Raw genomic sequence first — 19422 nt, forward strand, 5'->3', positions numbered from 1 at the left:
CCACTGTGGGCCGGCGGGCCGCCCGCCACCCACCGGTAAAGGGACTTCGGATGCCGAAAAGCCGCCAACTTGACCGCGAGGGCGAACGGCGGCGTGGCGGAGGTCCCGCCGAGCGCGGACGAGTGCCCTACGGGAGCGTACGGCTCTCGCGGAGGTCGGCCTGGTAGGTGCCGGGGGTCTGGCCGACCACCGAGCTGAAGGCGTCGATGAAGCTCGACGGGTTCGACCACCCGCACGCCATCGCCGTGTCCGTGACCGACATGCCGCCGGTGAGGTGGGCCAGGGCGTGGTGGATGCGCAGAGTGGTGCGCCACTGGTGGAAGCTCATGCCGAGTTCGGTGTGGAACAGGCGGCTCAGCGTGCGTTCGTTGGCGCCCGCCGCGCGTCCCAGGTCGGCCAGGGTCGCGGGCCGGCCGGGATCGGCGTGCAGGAGGTCGGTCACGGCACGCAGCCGGTCGTCCCCCGGCTCGGGCAGGTGCAGCGACTGCTCGGGGGTGTCGCACAACTCGTCCACCACCACCGCGAGCAGCCGCCGGCGCGCGCCTGGGCGGTTCTCGGGCCGCTCGTCGGTCAGCGCGAGGACCGCCTCGCGCAGCAGCGGGCTGACGCCGAACACACTGGGGTGGTCCACGAGTTCGCCGCACAGGTCGATCGGGACGGCCAGCAGGCGGGCGTCGGTCCGGCCGTAGAAGCGGTGGGAGTGGGCGAAGCCGGGCGGCGTCCAGGTCACGCGGTGGGCGGGCGCGACCCAGGTCCCGCGGTCGGTCGTGGTGGCGAGCGTGCCCGCGGCGGCGTAGACGAGCTGCCCCTGGTCGTGCGTGTGGGGGGCGAGGCGGTAGCCGTGCGGCAGCCACCCGCCGCCGCTGAGCGTCGCCCGCAGCGCCGGGGCCCCTCGGGTGTGGCGGGCTTTCGGCATCCCACGCCAGCCTACCGGCAGCGCGCCGCCCCCGCCCGTTGCGCGCTCCGCTCCGCCCCTCGGGTGACCCGCCCCCGCCCCCACCTCGTACGGCCCAGCTCCCCGGACGGCCCCGCTGCTTCCCCTCACGCGGGGACGCGGCGGGACGCGTGCCGGGGGCCGCCGCGGATCCGTCGGACAGCTCAGATGTCGCGGAAGATCTCGATCTGCGCGCCGATCGTGTTCAACCGCTCCGCCAGGTCCTCGTACCCGCGGTTGATGACGTAGACGTTCCGCAGCACCGACGTGCCCTCGGCCGCCATCATCGCCAGCAGCACCACCACCGCGGGGCGCAGCGCGGGCGGGCACATCATCTCGGCGGCGCGCCAGCGCGTCGGGCCCTCGACCAGTACCCGGTGCGGGTCGAGCAGCTTGATCTGGGCGCCCAGGCGGGTCAGTTCGGTGAGGTAGATCGCCCGGTTGTCGTAGACCCAGTCGTGGATGAGCGTGGAGCCCTGGGCGGTCGCGGCGATGGCCGCGAAGAACGGCACGTTGTCGATGTTGAGCCCGGGGAACGGCATCGGGTGGATCTTGTCGATCGGCGAACTCAGCTTGGACGGGCGGACGGTGAGGTCCACCAGCCGGGTACGGCCGTTGTCCGCGCGATACTCGGGGGTGAGTTCGTGGTCCAGCCCCATCTCCTCCAGCACCGCGAGCTCGATCTCCATGAACTCGATCGGCACCCGGCGGATGGTGAGTTCGGACTCGGTGACCACCGCCGCGGCCAGCAGACTCATCGCCTCGACCGGGTCCTCGGAGGGCGCGTAGTCCACGTCGCGGTCGATCTCGGCGACGCCGTGCACGGTGAGCGTGGTGGTGCCGATGCCCTCCACCTTCACACCCAGCTCCTCCAGGAAGAAGCACAGGTCCTGGACCATGTAGTTGGAGCTGGCGTTGCGGATGACGGTCGCGCCCTCGTAACGGGCGGCGGCCAGCAGCGCGTTCTCGGTCACGGTGTCGCCGCGCTCGGTCAGCACGATCGCCCGCTTCGGCGAGATCCCGCGCTCCACCTCCGCGTGGTACGACCCGTCGGTGGCGGTGATGTCCAGGCCGAAGTGCCGCAGCGCGTTCATGTGCGGCTGCACGGTCCGGGTGCCCAGGTCGCAGCCGCCCGCGTACGGGATGCGGAAGCGGTCGGTGCGGTGCAGCAGCGGACCGAGGAACATGATGACGCTGCGGGTGCGGCGGGCGGCCGCGGTGTCCATCGAGGCCAGGTCCAGCTCCGCCGGCGGCACGATCTCCAGGTCGTTGCCGTCGTTGATCCACCGGGTGCGCACCCCGATGCTGTTCAGCACCTCCAGGATGCGGTAGACCTCCTCGATCCGCGCCACCCGGCGCAGCGTGGTCCGCCCTGCGTTCAGCAGCGTGGCGCACAGCAGCGCGACGCACGCGTTCTTGCTCGTCTTGACGTCTATGGCGCCGGACAGCCGGCGCCCCCCGACCACTCTGAGGTGCATCGGCCCGGCGTAGCCCAGCGACACGATCTCGCTGTCCAGCGCCTCACCGATTCTGGCGATCATCTCAAGGCTGATGTTCTGGTTGCCGCGCTCGATCCGGTTGACGGCACTCTGGCTGGTGCCGAGCGCCTCCGCGAGTTGCGCCTGTGTCCAGCCGCGATGTTGACGGGCGTCCCGGATGAGCCGGCCGATGCGTACCAGGTAGTCGTCACTCATGCCGCCAAGGCTATCTCATATGTGAGATAGGGCTACGCGAGTTGGGCCGTTCGTGGGTGCGCCGCCGTCCTCACCGTAACGTCGGCGCCGGTGCCTGCCATCCGGGGCGCGTCCAGGCGGTGGACCCCTCACCCACCCGGACGGCGGCCATCCGGGCCCGGTTCCCGTCAGTCGGGGTGCGGAGCGCCACCCGGTGGGCCGCCCCGCGCATCACCCGGCGGGCCGGGGGTACCCGAATCGGGGTGGTGTACTAGAGTTATCTCGACATCGAGATATCTGCCGAGGCGTGCCGTCAGGACGCCAGCTATGCGGTGGTACGCGCGAGAACATGCATGAAGGAGACTGTCGTGTCGGCGAACAGCTTCGACGCCCGCAGCAGCTTGCAGGTGGGCGACGAATCGTATGAGATCTTCCGGCTGGACAAGGTCGAGGGTTCGGCCCGGCTGCCGTACAGCCTGAAGGTCCTGCTGGAGAACCTGCTCCGCACCGAGGACGGCGCGAACATCACCGCCGACCACATCCGGGCGATCGGCGGATGGGACTCGCAGGCCCAGCCGAGCCAGGAGATCCAGTTCACGCCGGCCCGCGTGATCATGCAGGACTTCACCGGCGTGCCGTGCGTGGTGGACCTCGCCACCATGCGCGAGGCGGTCAAGGAGCTGGGCGGCGACGCGGCGAAGATCAACCCGCTCGCCCCGGCCGAGCTGGTCATCGACCACTCGGTGATCGCGGACCGCTTCGGCACCCCGGAGTCCTTCACGCAGAACGTCGAGCTGGAGTACGGCCGGAACAAGGAGCGCTACCAGTTCCTGCGCTGGGGCCAGACCGCCTTCGACGAGTTCAAGGTGGTCCCGCCCGGCACCGGCATCGTCCACCAGGTGAACATCGAGCACCTGGCGCGCACCGTCATGGTCCGCGGCGGCCAGGCGTACCCCGACACGCTCGTCGGCACCGACTCCCACACCACCATGGTCAACGGCCTGGGCGTGCTCGGCTGGGGCGTCGGCGGCATCGAGGCCGAGGCCGCGATGCTCGGCCAGCCGGTGTCCATGCTGATCCCGCGGGTGGTCGGCTTCAAGCTCACCGGCGAGCTGCCGGCCGGCACCACCGCCACCGACCTGGTGCTGACCATCACCGAGATGCTGCGCCAGCACGGCGTGGTCGGCAAGTTCGTCGAGTTCTACGGCGAGGGCGTCGCCGCCACGTCGCTGGCCAACCGCGCCACGATCGGCAACATGTCGCCGGAGTTCGGCTCCACCGCGGCGATCTTCCCGATCGACGCCGAGACGCTCAGCTACCTGCGGCTCACCGGCCGCTCGGCCCAGCAGGTCGCGCTGGTCGAGGCGTACGCCAAGGAGCAGGGCCTGTGGCTGGACCCGGCCGCGGAGCCGGACTACTCCGAGAAGCTGGAGCTGGACCTGTCCACGGTGGTCCCGTCCATCGCCGGGCCCAAGCGCCCGCAGGACCGTATCGTGCTGGCGGAGGCCGCGGAGCAGTTCGCCCACGACGTGCGCAACTACGTGGCCGACGACGAGGAGGCGGGCAAGGAGTCCTTCCCGGCCTCCGACTCCCCGGCCACCTCCAACGGGGTGCCCACCAAGCCCACCCTGGTGACCGCCCCCGACGGCAGCACGTACGAGATCGACCACGGCGCGGTCACCGTCGCCGCGATCACCTCGTGCACCAACACCTCGAACCCCTACGTGATGGTGGCCGCCGCCCTGGTCGCCAAGAAGGCGGTCGAGAAGGGGCTGACCCGCAAGCCGTGGGTGAAGACCACCCTCGCCCCGGGTTCGAAGGTCGTCACCGACTACTTCGACAAGGCGCACCTCACCCCGTACCTGGACAAGCTCGGCTTCAACCTGGTCGGGTACGGCTGCACCACCTGCATCGGCAACTCGGGCCCGCTGCCCGAGGAGGTCTCCAAGGCGGTCAACGAGGCCGACCTCGCGGTGGCCGCGGTGCTCTCCGGCAACCGCAACTTCGAGGGCCGGATCAACCCCGACGTCAAGATGAACTACCTGGCCTCGCCGCCGCTGGTCGTCGCGTACTCCATCGCCGGCTCGATGAAGGTGGACATCACCCGGGACGCGCTGGGCACCGACACCGAGGGCAAGCCGGTCTACCTGGCGGACATCTGGCCGTCCGAGGCCGAGGTGAACGACGTGGTCGCCTCCGCGATCGGCCAGGACATGTTCACCGAGTCCTACCAGGACGTCTTCGCCGGCGACGCGCAGTGGCAGGCGCTGCCGATCCCCACCGGCAACACCTTCGAGTGGGACCCGCAGTCCACCTACGTGCGCAAGCCCCCGTACTTCGAGGGCATGGGCACCGAGCCGGAGCCGGTCACCGACATCTCCGGCGCGCGGGTGCTGGCCAAGCTCGGCGACTCCGTCACCACCGACCACATCTCGCCGGCCGGCGCCATCAAGGCCGACACCCCGGCCGGCCAGTACCTCACCGAGCACGGCGTGCAGCGCCGCGACTTCAACAGCTACGGCTCGCGCCGAGGCAACCACGAGGTCATGATTCGCGGCACCTTCGCCAACATCCGCCTGCGCAACCAGATCGCGCCGGGCACGGAAGGCGGCTTCACCCGCGACTTCACCCAGGACGGCGGGCCGGTCGCGTTCATCTACGACGCCTCGCGCAACTACATCGAGCAGGGCGTCCCGCTGGTGGTGCTGGCGGGCAAGGAGTACGGCTCCGGCTCGTCCCGCGACTGGGCGGCCAAGGGCACCGCGCTGCTGGGCGTGAAGGCCGTCGTCGCCGAGTCCTACGAGCGCATCCACCGCTCCAACCTGATCGGCATGGGCGTGCTGCCGCTGCAGTACCCCGAGGGCGAGTCGGCGCTGAGCCTGGGCCTCACCGGCGAGGAGACCTTCGCCATCGCCGGGGTCACCGCGCTCAACGACGGCACCACCCCGCGCACCGTGAAGGTGACCACCGACACCGGCGTCGAGTTCGACGCCGTGGTCCGGATCGACACCCCCGGAGAGGCCGACTACTACCGCAACGGCGGCATCATGCAGTACGTCCTGCGCTCGCTGCTGCGCAAGTGAGTCCGGTGACGTCGGCGTAACCCCGCCGTAGCACCGCTGTCGGCCGTACGGGCCGCACCCCTGTCACCCGGGGGTGCGGCCCGTCGGCGTTTTCCGGCAGGTCGCCCGGCCCTGGGCGGGTTCGGCCGGTTCACTACTTGAACACACCGGACCAGGAGCGTGGTGGGAACTGAATACAAGGCCGACCCGAGCTTTCGACCGGGCAAACATCCCACGTTTCGGACAGGTCTCAACTCGGGAAAGCTTGGCGGCCAAACTTTCATTCGATCTTGCCCTGTCGGAGCCGAGTGGACTATACCTGTCGGCGTCCGGGAACCCGCTGAGCGCGGGAGCGCGCGGGGGTGCCGACAGGGTGGCCAAGACGGCCGTCGGCTATCGTTCCTCGCCTCACTGGATGCACTGCATCACTCACGCTTCAACTGTTCGCGGTCGTCGGCGGATTCCGCTGCACCGCATGAGTCCTGGAAGAAGGCTGAGGACTTGAGCATGGGCTCCGAGATCAACCGCCGTGATGCCATCAAGCGCGCCGTGGCCATCGGTGTGGTGGCCGTCCCGTCCGCCTCGCTGCTGTCGGCCTGCGCCTCGAGCGGCGGCGGCAGCGACAAGCCGAAGTCGGAACCCACCGGCGCGAAGACGGCGAACAACCCGCTCGGTGTGAAGAAGGGCGCCCCGCTGGAGGCGTTCATCTTCAAGGGCGGCTTCGGCGACTCGTACGTGAAGGCCGCCGAGACGGTCTACAACTCCGAGTACGGCATCAAGGTCAAGCACACCGGCACGCAGGGCCTGGGCCCGAAGCTCCAGCCGCGCTTCGCCAGCAACACGCCGCCGGACATCATGGACAACTCCGGCGCCGACAACCTCGACACCGCGGCCCTGGCCAAGGAGAACAAGCTCCAGGACCTCACCGCGCTGCTCGACGCGCCGACCGTCGACGACCCGAGCAAGAAGGTCCGCGACGTCCTCATCGCCGGCACCGTCGAGCAGGGCCAGTTCGGCACCCAGGCGATGTACGCGTTCAACTACGCGTTCACCGTCTACGGCGGCTGGTACTCGAACAAGCTCTTCCAGGACAAGGGCTGGGAGTACCCGCAGACCTTCGACCAGGCGCTGGCCCTGGGCGCCAAGGCGAAGAAGGAGAACATCTCCCTCTTCACCTACCCGGGCAAGTACCCGTACTACGTCCACTTCGACCTGCTCGCCCAGATCGGCAAGGTCGGCGGCAAGGACGTCCTCAACGCCATCGACGACCTCGAGGACGGCGCCTGGCAGGTGGACGCGGTCAAGCAGGTCATCGGGTACTACGAGGAGGTGGCCGCGAAGAAGTACTTCATGCCCGGCTCCGAGGGCATGACCCACATCCAGATGCAGACCGCCTGGACCAAGGGCAAGGCCGCCATCGTGGCGGACGGCTCGTGGGTGGAGAACGAGGCCGCCCCGACCATGCCGAAGGACTTCGACCTGGCGGTCGGCGCGCTGGTCGGCTCCGGCTCCGCGGACAAGCTGCCGTTCGGCACCGTCTACGCCGCGGCCGGCGAGCCGTACATCGTCGCCGCCAACGGCAAGAACCCGGTCGGCGGCATGGAGCTGCTGCGCATCATGATCTCCAAGAAGGAGACCGACAACTTCACCAACACCACGAAGTCGCTGACCTGCATCAGCGGCGCCGCGGAGGGGCTGACCCTCACCCCGGGCCTGGCCTCGGCGTCCAAGGCGCTGACGGCGGCCGGCCCGAACGTGCTCAACTCGCGGCTCCAGGACTGGTACGTCAAGCTCAACCAGGAGACGCTGGGCAACCTGACCCTCCAGCTCCTGACCGGCAAGATCGACGCCAAGAAGTGGATCGAGGGCGCGCAGAAGGCCGCCGACGCGACCAAGGCCGACTCGTCCGTGCCCAAGTTCAAGCACGTGTGACCCGACCATTCCCTGACGGCTGAGACGAGAGCGACCGGCACCATGCGACACGGCAAGTACCGGTTCATCATCGGGTTTCTGGCAATTCCTGTGGCGTTGTACGCGGTCCTCGTGATCTCGCCCTTCATCCAGGACTTCCAGATCTCCTTGACGGACTGGAGCGGGTTGACCCCCGAGAAGCACTACATCGGGCTGGACAACTACCAGAAGATCATCCACAACAACCTCTTCTGGAAGGCACTGTGGCACAACGTCCTGATGCTGCTGATCGTGCCGATCGTGACGCTGGCGCTGGGACTCTTCTTCGCCTTCATGCTCAACGTCGGCGGCCGGCGCAAGGGCAGCGCGTCGGTCGCCGGCGTCCGGGGCGCGGGCTTCTACAAGATCGTGTACTTCTTCCCGCAGGTGCTGTCGGTCACGGTGATCGCGGTGCTGTGGGAGCAGATCTACAACCCCGACCCGGACAACGGCCTGCTCAACTCGCTCCTGGGCGACCTGGGCCTCAGCTCGCTCCAGCAGTCCTGGCTGGGCAACCCGAGCATCGCGCTCGCCTGCATCATGGCGGTGATGGTGTGGGCGAACGTCGGCTTCTACGTGGTGCTCTTCTCCGCCGGCATGGCCTCGATCCCCGCTGAGATCTACGAGGCGGCGCTGCTGGACGGCGCTAACCGGATCGTCACCTTCTTCCGGGTCACGCTGCCGCTGCTGCGCGACACGGTGGCCACCGGCTGGGTCTACATGGGCATCATCGCCATGGACGGCTTCGCCTTCGTGCAGCTGATGTCGGTCAACAACGGCGGGCCGAACGAGACCACCGACGTGGTGCCGCTGCTGCTGTACAAGACGGCATTCCGAGACAACAGCCAGTACGGCATGGCGGCCGCGATCGGTGTCGCGATGCTGATCGTGACGCTGGTGTTCGCCGTCCTGACGCTGCGGCTCTCGCGCCGCGAGCGCATCGAGTTCTAGGGGTGCCGCGATGACCACTGAGACCTACGAAGACGCCCCGGGACCGGCGGACAAGGCCCCGTCCCAGGCGCTCCGCAAGCCCGGACCCGACGCGTCCGCCAAACACCGCTGGCGCGGGGAGGGAGTGGTGCTGAACGTCTTCAGCCACGGCTTCCTCATCGTCTGGGCGCTGATGGTGGCGGTGCCGCTGCTGTGGGCGGTGTGGAGCTCCTTCAAGACCTCGGGCGACATCCTCTCGCACCCCTGGTCGCTGCCGACGCACCCGCACGCCGGGAGCTGGTCGCGCGCCTGGACCAAGGCGCACATGAGCCGCTACTTCATCAACACGGTGATCGTGGTCGGCTTCTCGACCGTCGGCACGATGCTCTTCGGCTCGATGGCCGCCTACGTGCTCGCCCGGTTCGAGTTCTTCGGCAACCGCTTCATCTACTTCCTGTTCGTCGGCGGCATGGCCTTCCCGGTCGTGATGGTGCTGGTGCCGCTCTTCTTCGTGACGAAGAACCTGGGCATCCTCAACACCCTGCCCGGCCTGATCCTGGTCTACATCGCCTACTCGCTGCCGTTCACCGTCTTCTTCATGACGTCGTTCTTCCGGACCCTGCCGACGTCGGTGGCGGAGGCGGCGCTGGTCGACGGGGCGAGCCACACCCGCACGTTCTTCCAGATCATGGTGCCGATGGCCCGGCCGGGCATCATCAGCATCGGGATCTTCAACGTGCTCGGGCAGTGGAACCAGTACCTGCTGCCCCTGGTGCTGAACCAGGGCAACACGGACAAGTGGGTCCTCACCCAGGGCCTGGCGGACCTCTCCGTGCAGCAGGGGTACCAGGGCGACTGGTCCGGCCTGTTCGCCGGGCTGTCGATCGCGATGCTCCCGGTGCTGGCGGTCTACATCGTCTTCCAGCGCCAGGTGCAGGCGGGCCTGACCGCGGGTGCCGTGAAATAGGCCCTCCACCCGGCTCCGTACGCCCCCTACGCTGTCCCCAGCGGCTCCGCGAGCACGCGGAGCCGCTGGTCGGCGTCGGGGGTGTATCGCGTAACGGTGTGGTTCTCCCCCTTGACGGGACATCACCCCTAACACTCAACTTAGAGTTCACATGTTGTAGACGACGGGGTCTCACTGGTGTGGCAGCTCTGGCGCCGGTACCCGGGCCCCGTCCCGTGCGGGCAGCCGGAACCGCTCCGGCCGCCGGGCAGGAGTGGATGTCGTGGAGACTCCGGGATCGCAGTCATCGCTGCACCGGGCCAACCTGGAGCGCGTGGTGCGGGCCGTCCGGCTCGCCGGTTCGCTCACCCAGGCGGAGATCGCGCGGACGACCGGCCTGTCGGCGGCGACGGTGTCGAACATCGTGCGCGAGTTGCGGGACAACGGGACGGTGCAGGTCACGCCGACCTCCTCGGGCGGTCGGCGGGCGCGCAGCGTGGCGCTGTCCGGGGACGCGGGAATCGTGGTCGGCGTCGATTTCGGCCACTCCCACCTGCGGGTCGCGGTCGGCAACCTCGCCCACCAGGTGCTCGCCGAGCAGTCCGAGCCGATCGACGTGGACGCCTCGGCGTCCGAGGGCTTCGACCGGGCCGAGGCGCTGGTCGGCAGGCTGGTGGAGTCCACCGGGATCGACCGCGGGAAGGTGCTCGGCGTGGGGCTGGGGGTCCCGGGGCCGATCGACATGGAGACCGGCACCCTCGGGTCCACCGCGATCCTCCCCGGCTGGAGCGGCATCAACCCGCGGCAGGAGCTGATCGACCGGCTCGGCGTCCCGGTCCAGGTGGACAACGACGCCAACCTCGGCGCGCTGGGCGAGCTGGTGTGGGGCAGCGGCCGCGGGGTCCGCGACCTGGCGTACATCAAGGTGGCCAGCGGTGTCGGGGCCGGCCTGGTGGTGGACGGCCGGATCTACCGCGGTCCCGGCGGCACCGCCGGGGAGATCGGGCACATCACCCTCGACGAGTCCGGCCCGGTCTGCCGCTGCGGCAACCGCGGCTGCCTGGAGACCTTCACCGCTGCACGCTACGTGCTCGAACTGCTCCGCGGCAGTCACGGAGAGCATCTGACCATCCCGAAGATGGTGCAGCTCGGGCGGGAGGGGGACCCGGGCTGCCGCCGGGTCATCGGCGACGTCGGGCGGCACATAGGCATGGGCGTGGCCAGCCTCTGCAACCTGCTCAACCCGAGTAGGGTCGTGCTCGGCGGGGACCTGGCGGAGGCCGGGGAGCTGGTGCTCGGCCCGATCCGGGAGTCCGTGTCGCGCTACGCCATCCCCAGCGCGGCGCAGCGGCTGTCGGTGATGCCGGGCGCGCTCGGCGCCCGGGCCGAGGTTCTGGGTGCCCTTGCCCTGGTTCTGAGCGAGATGGGCGATTCCACGCTGCTGGACGGGAACACACCGGTTGATTCACCCGTCTTTTCGGCATAACGGAGCGTTCACACAGCTAACGAAACGCGCCGTTGCCATCTCGTTAAGTGTTTACTTCTTGACGACACGTGTCAGCCGGAGTTGACTCACGTGCACCTCGGCCGCAGTGTTGCGGCCCTGTCAGGGAGGCAACCTCAGATGAACGCAATGACGCGTCGGATCGTCATCGGCACGGCGGCTGTGTCGATGGCGCTCACCATGGCCGCTTGCGGCAAGGCGGGCAGCAGCAGCTCGGACAAGAGCAACGACAAGTCGATCGGCCTGCTCCTGCCGGAGAACGCGACCACGCGGTACGAGCAGTTCGACAAGCCGCTGATCGAGAAGAAGATCAGCGAGCTGTGCTCCGACTGCACGGTCAGCTATGACAACGCTGCCGGTGACCCGCAGAAGCAGGCGCAGCAGGTCAACACGATGATCACCAAGGGCGTCAAGGTCCTCATCGTGGACCCGGAGGACTCGGTCGGCATCAAGTCGTCGATCCAGGCCGCGGTCAACAAGGGCATCAAGGTCGTCGCGTACGACCGTCTGGCCGAGGGCCCGGTGTCCGCCTACGTCTCCTACGACAACGAGAAGATCGGCGAGGAGCAGGGCCAGGCGCTGCTCAACGCGATGGGCGCCGACGCCAAGCCGACCTCGAAGATCGTCATGATCGACGGTGACCCGGCCGACCCGAACGCCGCCATGTTCAAGGCCGGCGCGCACAAGATCCTCGACGGCAAGGTGAACATCGCCTACGAGCAGTCCGGCCTGTGGAAGGACACCACGGCCAACCAGAAGATGACTGCGGCGATCACCCAGCTCGGCGCGAAGAACATCAAGGGCGTCTACTCCGCCAACGACGGCATGGCCGGCGGTATCGCCACCGCCCTGAAGGGCGCGGGCATCAACCCGCCGCTGACCGGCCAGGACGCGGAGCTCCCCGGCGTGCAGCGGATCCTCGCCGGCACCCAGAGCGCCACGATCTACAAGCCGTACAAGCCCGAGGCCGACGCGACCGCCGAGATCGCCGTCAACCTGCTCCAGGGCAAGAGCATCACGAGCATCGCCACCACGACGTCCAAGAGCGCGTCCGGCCAGACGGTGCCCTCGCTCCTGATCGGCGCCACCGCCGTGACCAAGGCGAACCTGAAGGACACGGTCGTCAAGGACGGCCTGTACCCGACCTCGCAGATCTGCACCGCCCAGTTCGCGGCGGCCTGCAAGGCGGCGGGCATCGAGTAGCCACCGCCTCCCGGTGAAGCCTGTCCGGTGCCCCGCACCCACCAAAACCCCGCTGCCGGGGCGGGGCGCCGGACGGAAGCACGACGGGTCCCGGGACCTGTGGGGGAACGGGTACCCACCCGTCCCCGGTAAGCCTTGCAAACCTGTGCGCTCAGCACTTCTTCCGCGGGCTGTAGACCCAGCCCGCGGCATCCCCGCCGGTCAGGCGGCGAAGGAGATGGTTCACGTGTCCGCTACGCCCGTGTTGGCGTTGCGCGGAGTCTCCAAGCGATTCGGTGCGGTACAAGCCCTCACCGACGTCGAACTGGAGGTCCACGCCGGAGAAGTGGTCGCCCTCGTGGGTGACAACGGTGCCGGCAAGTCCACCTTGGTCAAGACGATCGCAGGCGTCCACCCGATCGACGAGGGCGTCATCGAGTGGGAGGGCCGCGGCGTCAGCATCAGCCGCCCGCAGGACGCCCAGCAGCTCGGTGTCGCCACCGTCTACCAGGACCTCGCCCTGTGCGACAACCTCGACGTGGTCGGCAACCTGTTCCTCGGCCGGGAGCTGCTGCGGTTCGGCAGCCTCGACGAGGTGACGATGGAGAAGCGCTCCCGCGAGCTGCTGAACACCCTGTCCATCCGCATCCCCAGTGTCCGCATCCCGATCGCGAGCCTCTCCGGCGGTCAGCGCCAGGTGGTCGCGATCGCGCGCGCCCTGATCGGCGAGCCGAAGGTCGTCATCCTCGACGAACCGACCGCCGCCCTCGGCGTGGAGCAGACCGCCCAGGTGCTCGACCTCGTCGAGCGGCTGCGCGAGCGCGGCCTCGGCGTCATTCTGATCAGCCACAACATGGCAGATGTGACGGCCGTCGCGGACACCGTCCACGTGCTGCGGCTGGGCCGGAACAACGGTTCCTTCCCGGTGAAGAGCACCACGAACGAGCAGATCATCGCCGCGATCACCGGCGCCACGGACAACGCCGTGACCCGTCGGCAGTCGCGCAGCGCGGAGGCGGCCAAGTGAGCGACAAGACGACCATCGACACGTCGAAGGCCGGCGACCAGCCGCCTTCCGAGGAAGTCCCGCCCCCCGCGGTGGCCGCGGTCGACCCCCGCCTGCTGGTCCGCGAACAGGGCCTGAAGGGCTACGTCACCGAGTTCCAGCGCCGCCTCAAGGGCGGCGAGCTGGGCTCGCTGCCGGTCATCGTGGCCCTGATCGTCATCTGGGCGATCTTCCAGAGCAAGGACAGCCTGTTCCTCAGCTCGACCAACATGGTCAACATCAGCTACTTCGTGGCGGGCACCGGCATGCTCGCCATCGGGCTGGTGTTCGTGCTGCTGCTCGGTGAGATCGACCTGTCGGTGGCCTCGGTCAGCGGCCTGATCTCCGCGCTGTTCGCGGTGTTCACCACCACGCACGGCATGAACATGTGGCTGGCGTTCCTGCTGGCCGTGCTGATCGGCATCGGCATCGGCGCCGTGCACGGCATCTTCTTCGCGAAGGTCGGCGTGCCCGCCTTCGTCGTCACCCTGGCCGGCTTCCTCGGCTGGAACGGCCTGATGCTGTGGGTGCTGGGCGACACCGGCAGCCTCTCGATCGCCGACAAGGGCCCGATGCACCTGCTCGGCCAGACGTCCTTCTTCATGGACCAGGACATCGCCGGCGCCTACATCCTGGCCACCGTCGGTGTCGCGGCGCTGCTGATCGGCTCGTTCGTGGAGCAGGGCCGCCGCCGCAAGGCCGGCGTCCCGTTCCGCCCGACCAGCGAGATCGTGGCCCGCGCGGTGCTGCTGGCGATCGTCGGCTACGTGGTCGCGTTCGTGCTCAACAAGACCGCCGGCGTGCCGAACGCCCTCGTGGTCTTCCTGGTCGCGCTGATCATCTGCGACTTCGTGCTGCGCCGGACCACCTTCGGCCGCAAGGTCTTCGCGCTCGGCGGCAGCATCGAGGCCTCCCGGCGTGCCGGTATCAACGTGGACCTGGTCCGGATCGCGGTCTTCGCGATCGCCGGCGGCTTCGCGGCCCTCGGCGGTCTCTTCCTCGCCGCCCAGACCCAGACCGCGACGCTCCAGGCGGGCAGCGGCAACACGCTGATGCTGGCCATCGCCGCGGCCGTCATCGGCGGCACCAGCCTCTTCGGCGGGCGCGGCCGCGTCTGGTCGGCCCTCCTCGGCGGCCTGGTCATCCAGTCCATCACCACCGGCCTGGACCTGCTGAACATGAACACCTCGATCCAGTACATGATCACCGGCGGCGTGCTGCTCGCCGCGGTCGTGGTGGACTCGGTGTCCCGCAGGACCCAGCGGACGTCCGGTCGCGCCTAGCGTCCGGCCGTACCACCACGAGGCACCCCGCGCCGGGTGCGTCCGGGCACCCGCCCGGACGCACCCGGCGTTCTCGTGGTACGGCTGTGGTACTCGCGGGACCACGGCCGGTGACATATCTCGCACGGGTCGCCGGACGCTCCGCTATCCGGAACATTAGACTCGCTGGAGGCCAGATCGGCCCGCCGCGACGGACAAGTGCGCGCTAGGAAGAGGAGGCACGGGTGGCACTGCTGACCCGTATCAACGGACCCCGCGACCTGGACCGGCTCAGCCCGCAGCAACTGGTCGAACTCGCCGAGGAGATCAGGGACTTCCTCGTCGACGCGGTCTCCAAGACCGGCGGCCACCTCGGCCCGAACCTCGGCGTGGTCGAGTTGACCGTCGCGCTGCACCGGGTCTTCCACTCGCCCGCCGACCGGGTGCTGTTCGACACCGGCCACCAGGCGTACGTGCACAAGCTGCTCACCGGCCGTCAGGACTTCGCCAGGCTCAAGGGCACCGGCGGCCTGTCCGGGTACCCCTCGCGGGCGGAGTCCGAGCACGACGTGATCGAGAACAGCCACGCCTCCACGGTGCTCGGCTGGGCCGACGGCCTGGCCAAGGCGAACGAACTGCTCGGCCGGGACGACCGGGTGGTCGCCGTGATCGGCGACGGCGCGCTGACCGGCGGCATGGCCTGGGAGGCGCTGAACAACATCGCCGCCGCCAAGCACCGCCCGCTGGTGATCGTGGTCAACGACAACGAGTGGTCCTACTCGCCGACCATCGGCGGCCTGGCCAACCACCTCGCCACCCTGCGCACCACCGACGGGTACGAGCAGTTCCTCGCCCGCACCAAGGAGGTGCTGGAGCGCACCCCGCTGATCGGCCGGCCGCTCTACGAGACGCTGCACGGCGCGAAGAAGGGCCTGAAGGACTTCGTCACCCCGCAGGGCATGTTCGAGGACCTGGGGCTGAAGTACGTCGGCCCGATCGACGGCCACGACATCGAGGCGGTGGAGTCCGCGCTGCAACGCGCCAAGCGCTTCCGCGGCCCGGTCATCGTGCACTGCATCACCGAGAAGGGCCGCGGCTACACCCCGGCCGAGCGCGACGAGACCGACCGCTTCCACGGCATCGGCCCGATCCACCCCGACACCGGGCTGCCGGTCTCGGCCGGCGGCGCCGACTGGACCTCGGTCTTCGGTGACGAGATGCTCGAACTCGGCAAGGAGCGCGAGGACATCGTCGCCATCACCGCGGCCATGCTGCACCCGGTGGGGCTGACGAAGTTCGCCAAGGCGTTCCCCGAGCGGGTCTACGACGTCGGCATCGCCGAGCAGCACGCCGCGACCTCGGCCGCGGGCCTGGCCACCGGCGGCCTGCACCCGGTCTTCGCCGTCTACGCCACGTTCCTCAACCGCGCCTTCGACCAGGTGCTGATGGACGTCGCCCTGCACAGGTGCGGCGTGACCTTCGTCCTGGACCGCGCCGGCGTCACCGGCAGCGACGGCGCCTCGCACAACGGCATGTGGGACATGTCCATCCTCCAGGTCGTGCCCGGCCTGCGGATCGCCGCGCCGCGCGACGCCGACCAGGTCCGCGCCCAACTGCGCGAGGCCGTCGAGGTCGACGACGCGCCGACGGTGGTGCGCTACTCCAAGGGCGCGGTCGGCCCCGCGGTCGCCGCGGTCGGCCGGATCGGCGGCATGGACCTGCTGCGCGCGCCCGCCGAGGGCGCCGAGCACCCCGACGTGCTGCTGGTGTCGGTCGGCGCGCTCGCCCCGATGTGCCTGGAGATCGCCACGCTGCTCGACGCGCAGGGCATCACCTCCACCGTGGTGGACCCGCGCTGGGTCAAGCCGGTCGACCCGGAGCTGCCGGTACTGGCCGCCCGGCACCGGGTGGTCGTCACCGTCGAGGACAACGGCCGGGTCGGCGGCGTCGGTTCGACGATCGCGCAGGCGCTGCGCGACGCCGAGGTGGACGTCCCGCTGCGCGACTTCGGCATCCCGCCGCGGTTCCTCGCGCACGGCTCGCGGGGGGACGTGCTGGCCGCCATTGGGCTCACCGCGCCGGACATCGCGCGCCAGGTGACCGGCGTGGTCGCCCGCCTCGACGGGCGGTTCGCCGACGAGGCGGACGGCACGGCGCCGGTCGAGTCCGCGGTCGAGACCGCGGACGAGGTCAGCCGGGACTGAGCCGCGGCGCCGGCGGGCGGCGGCACGGATCCGCCGCAGGCCGCCGCACGCGCCCCGCACACGTACCAGGGGGTTCACCCGCATGGGTGGACCCCCTGCGCCGTGGAGGGATGTGTAGGCGCGCCTGAACGGGTGAGGCGACCCCACCGGAGTGGAGTACCAGCACCGCACCGGGAACGGCCGGGGCGGCGCAGCGATCCGATGGAGGTGCGCCTGTGGACCTGGGCACGCGAGAGGTGACGTCGACCCCACGGCGGCAGGGGGTGTTCCGCGCCAAGACGATCGAGGAGTCCATCGCCGACACGGAGGACCCCGAGCACGGCCTGCGCAAGGAACTGTCGGCGCTCGACCTGATCGTCTACGGCGTCGGCGTGATCGTCGGCACCGGCATCTTCGTGGTGACCGGCGCGGTGGCCAAGCAGTACGCGGGTCCGGCCATCGCCCTGTCCTTCGTCGCCTCGGCGGTCGTCTGCGGCCTGGCGGCACTGTGCTACGCCGAGTTCGCCTCCACCGTGCCGGTGGCCGGCTCGGCGTACACCTTCAGCTACGCCTCCATCGGGGAACTGCCGGCCTGGATCATCGGCTGGGACCTGGTGCTGGAACTGGCGCTCGGCGCGGGCGTGGTGGCCGGCGGCTGGTCCGGCTACGTCACCAACCTGCTCGACAACGCGGGCATCAGCGTGCCGGACCAGCTCAGCCACCAGGGCGGCCACCACGGCTTCGACATCCTGGCCGCCGCCCTGGTGCTGGTGCTCACCGGCATCGTGATGGCCGGCATGAAGCTGTCGGCCCGCGTCACCGGCCTGGTGGTCGCGATCAAGGTCACCGTGGTGCTGCTGGTGATCTTCGCCGGGCTCTTCTACGTCACCGGCAGCAACTACACGCCGTTCCTGCCGCACTCCCAGCCGAACACCGGCACCGGGTCGTCCCTGCACGCGCCGCTGGTGCAGGCGATGTTCGGCTTCACCCCGTCGTCGTTCGGCGTGATGGGGATCTTCTCCGGCGCCGCGGTGGTCTTCTTCGCCTTCATCGGCTTCGACATCGTGGCGACCGCCGCCGAGGAGACCCGTCACCCGCAGCGGGACCTGCCGCGCGGCATCTTCGGCTCGCTGGTGGTGTGCACCGTGCTCTACGTCGCGGTGTCGCTGGTGGTCACCGGCATGCAGAAGTACTCGTCGCTGGACACCGACGCCCCGCTGGCCAAGGCGTTCAAGGCGGTGGGGGCGCCCTTCTGGTCCGGCCTGATCAGCTTCGGCGCCGCGGTCGGCCTGACCTCGGTGGTGATGATCCTGCTGCTGGGCCAGACCCGGGTGTTCTTCGCGATGAGCCGGGACGGCCTGCTGCCGCGCGCCTTCTCCCGGGTCCACCCGCGCTACGGCACCCCGTACCGCACCACGGTGCTGCTCGGCGTGATCGTCGCGCTGATCGCCGGCTTCTTCACCGTCGGACAGTTGGAGGAGATGGTGAACATCGGCACGCTCTTCGCGTTCGTCGTCGTCGCCGTCGGCGTGATCGTGCTGCGGCGCACCCGGCCGGAACTGGAGCGCGCGTTCCGGGCCCCGTGGGTGCCGGTGCTGCCGGTGCTGTCGGTCTGCGCGTCGCTCTGGCTGATGATCAACCTCAGCGTCGAGACCTGGCTGCGGTTCGCCGGATGGATGGTGCTGGGCTTCCTGATCTACTTCGGCTACGGCCGTAGCCACAGCCGGCTCGCCGGCCGCGACTGACCGCCCCGCGCGCTCGCCCGGGCCCGCCGCGGCCCGCCTGCCACCCGTTTTCCGGGGCGGGCCGCGGCGGTGGTAGAAATGCGCGAGAGCAGTGCGGGACGATCGAGGTGGCGTGAGGCATGACGGAGTCCAAGGGACCCGGCAAGGGCGGCGCGGCGACGCCGGCTAAGAAGAAGCGGAAGGGCCCGCTCGCCAAGATACGGCCGTACGCGGTCGGCATCATGGCGGTGGTCGTGGTCTTCGGCGGCTCGGCGCTGATCGGCGCGCACGTGCGGGCCTCCAAGGACGACAAGGTCTCGGCGCCGACCGGTGCGGTCGGCCCCGCGGTGGTGCCGACCGGCCCGGTGAGCCTGAGCAGCACCGCCAGCCCCACCCCGACGGCGACCAGCGGCCCCAACCTCCAGGTGGCGGTGCGCCCGGCGGTGCCGGTCACCATCACCGTCTACGAGGACCTGCGCAGCCCCGACTCCAAGGCGTTCGCCCAGGAGTACGAGGACGTGCTGCGCCAGATGCTGACCACCGGCCAGGTGCAGATCCACTACCAGCTCGTCACCGCCTCGGACCGCACCTACGGCGGCACCAGCTCGCAGTACGCCGCCAACGCCGCCGCCTGTGCGCAGGACCAGGGCCGCTTCACGCAGTTCGTGCAGGAGGTCTGGGACCACCAGCCCGACCCGCACAGCACGAGCCTCGGCGACGAGAAGCTGATCAAGTCGCTGGCGCACAAGGCCAAGAAGATCAAGATGGCCACCTTCGAGCCGTGCATCGAGCAGGGCGACCACACCGGCTGGGTGATCAAGTCCCAGGCGGACTTCGCGCACTCCGCGCTGGGCGGCGTGCCCGCGCTGGAGGTCAACGGCAAGCAGGTCAAGGACGTGCGCAGCTCGCTCACCCCGGCCAAGCTGCGCAGCATGGTGAACAAGGAGGCCAAGCGCGTGATCGCCGTGCAGGCCACCCCGACCGCCTCGCCCACCCTGAGCTGACGCCGTGTGAGTTGCCGGCGTCC

The 19422-nt window shown here is 69.6% G+C and carries 13 protein-coding genes; 11 read left to right on the forward strand and 2 right to left on the reverse strand.

Annotation, left to right across the window (positions count from 1 at the left end):
* Window positions 1-127 precede the first annotated feature (127 nt).
* Together RVR_RS28455 and RVR_RS28460 are read right to left on the reverse strand one after the other, a co-directional pair.
* Complete coding sequence (locus RVR_RS28455; protein WP_202236770.1) at window positions 128-916, reverse strand: helix-turn-helix transcriptional regulator; 789 nt, start codon at window positions 914-916, stop codon at window positions 128-130.
* Window positions 917-1098: 182 nt separating this feature from the next.
* Window positions 1099-2628 carry a helix-turn-helix domain-containing protein gene (locus tag RVR_RS28460; RefSeq protein WP_202236771.1) on the reverse strand — a complete coding sequence of 510 codons (1530 nt, stop codon included), beginning with the start codon at window positions 2626-2628 and terminating at the stop codon, window positions 1099-1101.
* 347 nt (window positions 2629-2975) lie between these two features.
* Here RVR_RS28460 and acnA point away from each other — a divergent pair, with 347 nt between their 5' ends.
* From acnA to RVR_RS28515, 11 genes are all read left to right on the forward strand, one after another.
* On the forward strand, window positions 2976-5690 hold the full coding sequence (acnA, locus tag RVR_RS28465) for an aconitate hydratase AcnA (RefSeq protein ID WP_272933114.1): 2715 nt from the start codon (window positions 2976-2978) through the stop codon (window positions 5688-5690).
* 486 nt (window positions 5691-6176) lie between these two features.
* Window positions 6177-7601, forward strand: coding sequence for an N-acetylglucosamine/diacetylchitobiose ABC transporter substrate-binding protein (ngcE, locus tag RVR_RS28470; RefSeq protein WP_202236773.1), 1425 nt, complete (start codon window positions 6177-6179; stop codon window positions 7599-7601).
* 42 nt (window positions 7602-7643) lie between these two features.
* Window positions 7644-8570, forward strand: a complete 927-nt coding sequence (locus RVR_RS28475; RefSeq protein ID WP_202236774.1) for a carbohydrate ABC transporter permease — start codon at window positions 7644-7646, stop codon at window positions 8568-8570.
* Window positions 8571-8580: 10 nt separating this feature from the next.
* Window positions 8581-9516: a carbohydrate ABC transporter permease gene (locus tag RVR_RS28480; RefSeq protein WP_202236775.1), complete on the forward strand. Its 936-nt coding sequence runs from the start codon at window positions 8581-8583 to the stop codon at window positions 9514-9516.
* A 262-nt stretch (window positions 9517-9778) separates the two neighbouring features.
* Window positions 9779-10981 (forward strand): ROK family transcriptional regulator, encoded by a 1203-nt coding sequence (locus RVR_RS28485; protein ID WP_202236776.1) that lies wholly within the window; start codon window positions 9779-9781, stop codon window positions 10979-10981.
* A gap of 138 nt (window positions 10982-11119) precedes the next feature.
* Complete coding sequence (locus RVR_RS28490) at window positions 11120-12202, forward strand: sugar ABC transporter substrate-binding protein (protein WP_202236777.1); 1083 nt, start codon at window positions 11120-11122, stop codon at window positions 12200-12202.
* A gap of 217 nt (window positions 12203-12419) precedes the next feature.
* Window positions 12420-13208, forward strand: a complete 789-nt coding sequence (locus RVR_RS28495) for an ATP-binding cassette domain-containing protein (protein WP_202236778.1) — start codon at window positions 12420-12422, stop codon at window positions 13206-13208.
* Entirely contained in the window at window positions 13205-14509 is a 1305-nt protein-coding gene (locus RVR_RS28500; protein WP_202236779.1) for a sugar ABC transporter permease, read from the forward strand. Before RVR_RS28495 ends, RVR_RS28500 begins: the two co-directional genes overlap by 4 nt.
* 224 nt (window positions 14510-14733) lie before the next feature.
* Window positions 14734-16692, forward strand: coding sequence for a 1-deoxy-D-xylulose-5-phosphate synthase (gene dxs / locus RVR_RS28505; RefSeq protein WP_202236780.1), 1959 nt, complete (start codon window positions 14734-14736; stop codon window positions 16690-16692).
* 215 nt (window positions 16693-16907) lie between these two features.
* A complete protein-coding gene (locus RVR_RS28510) occupies window positions 16908-18416 on the forward strand; it encodes an amino acid permease (RefSeq protein ID WP_237405019.1) in 1509 nt (502 codons plus the stop codon).
* Between the two features lie 119 nt (window positions 18417-18535).
* Window positions 18536-19399: a DsbA family protein gene (locus RVR_RS28515; protein ID WP_237405020.1), complete on the forward strand. Its 864-nt coding sequence runs from the start codon at window positions 18536-18538 to the stop codon at window positions 19397-19399.
* Window positions 19400-19422 lie beyond the last annotated feature (23 nt).

This window comes from Streptomyces sp. SN-593 (genome assembly GCF_016756395.1).
Classification (GTDB): Bacteria; Actinomycetota; Actinomycetes; order Streptomycetales; family Streptomycetaceae; genus Actinacidiphila; species Actinacidiphila reveromycinica.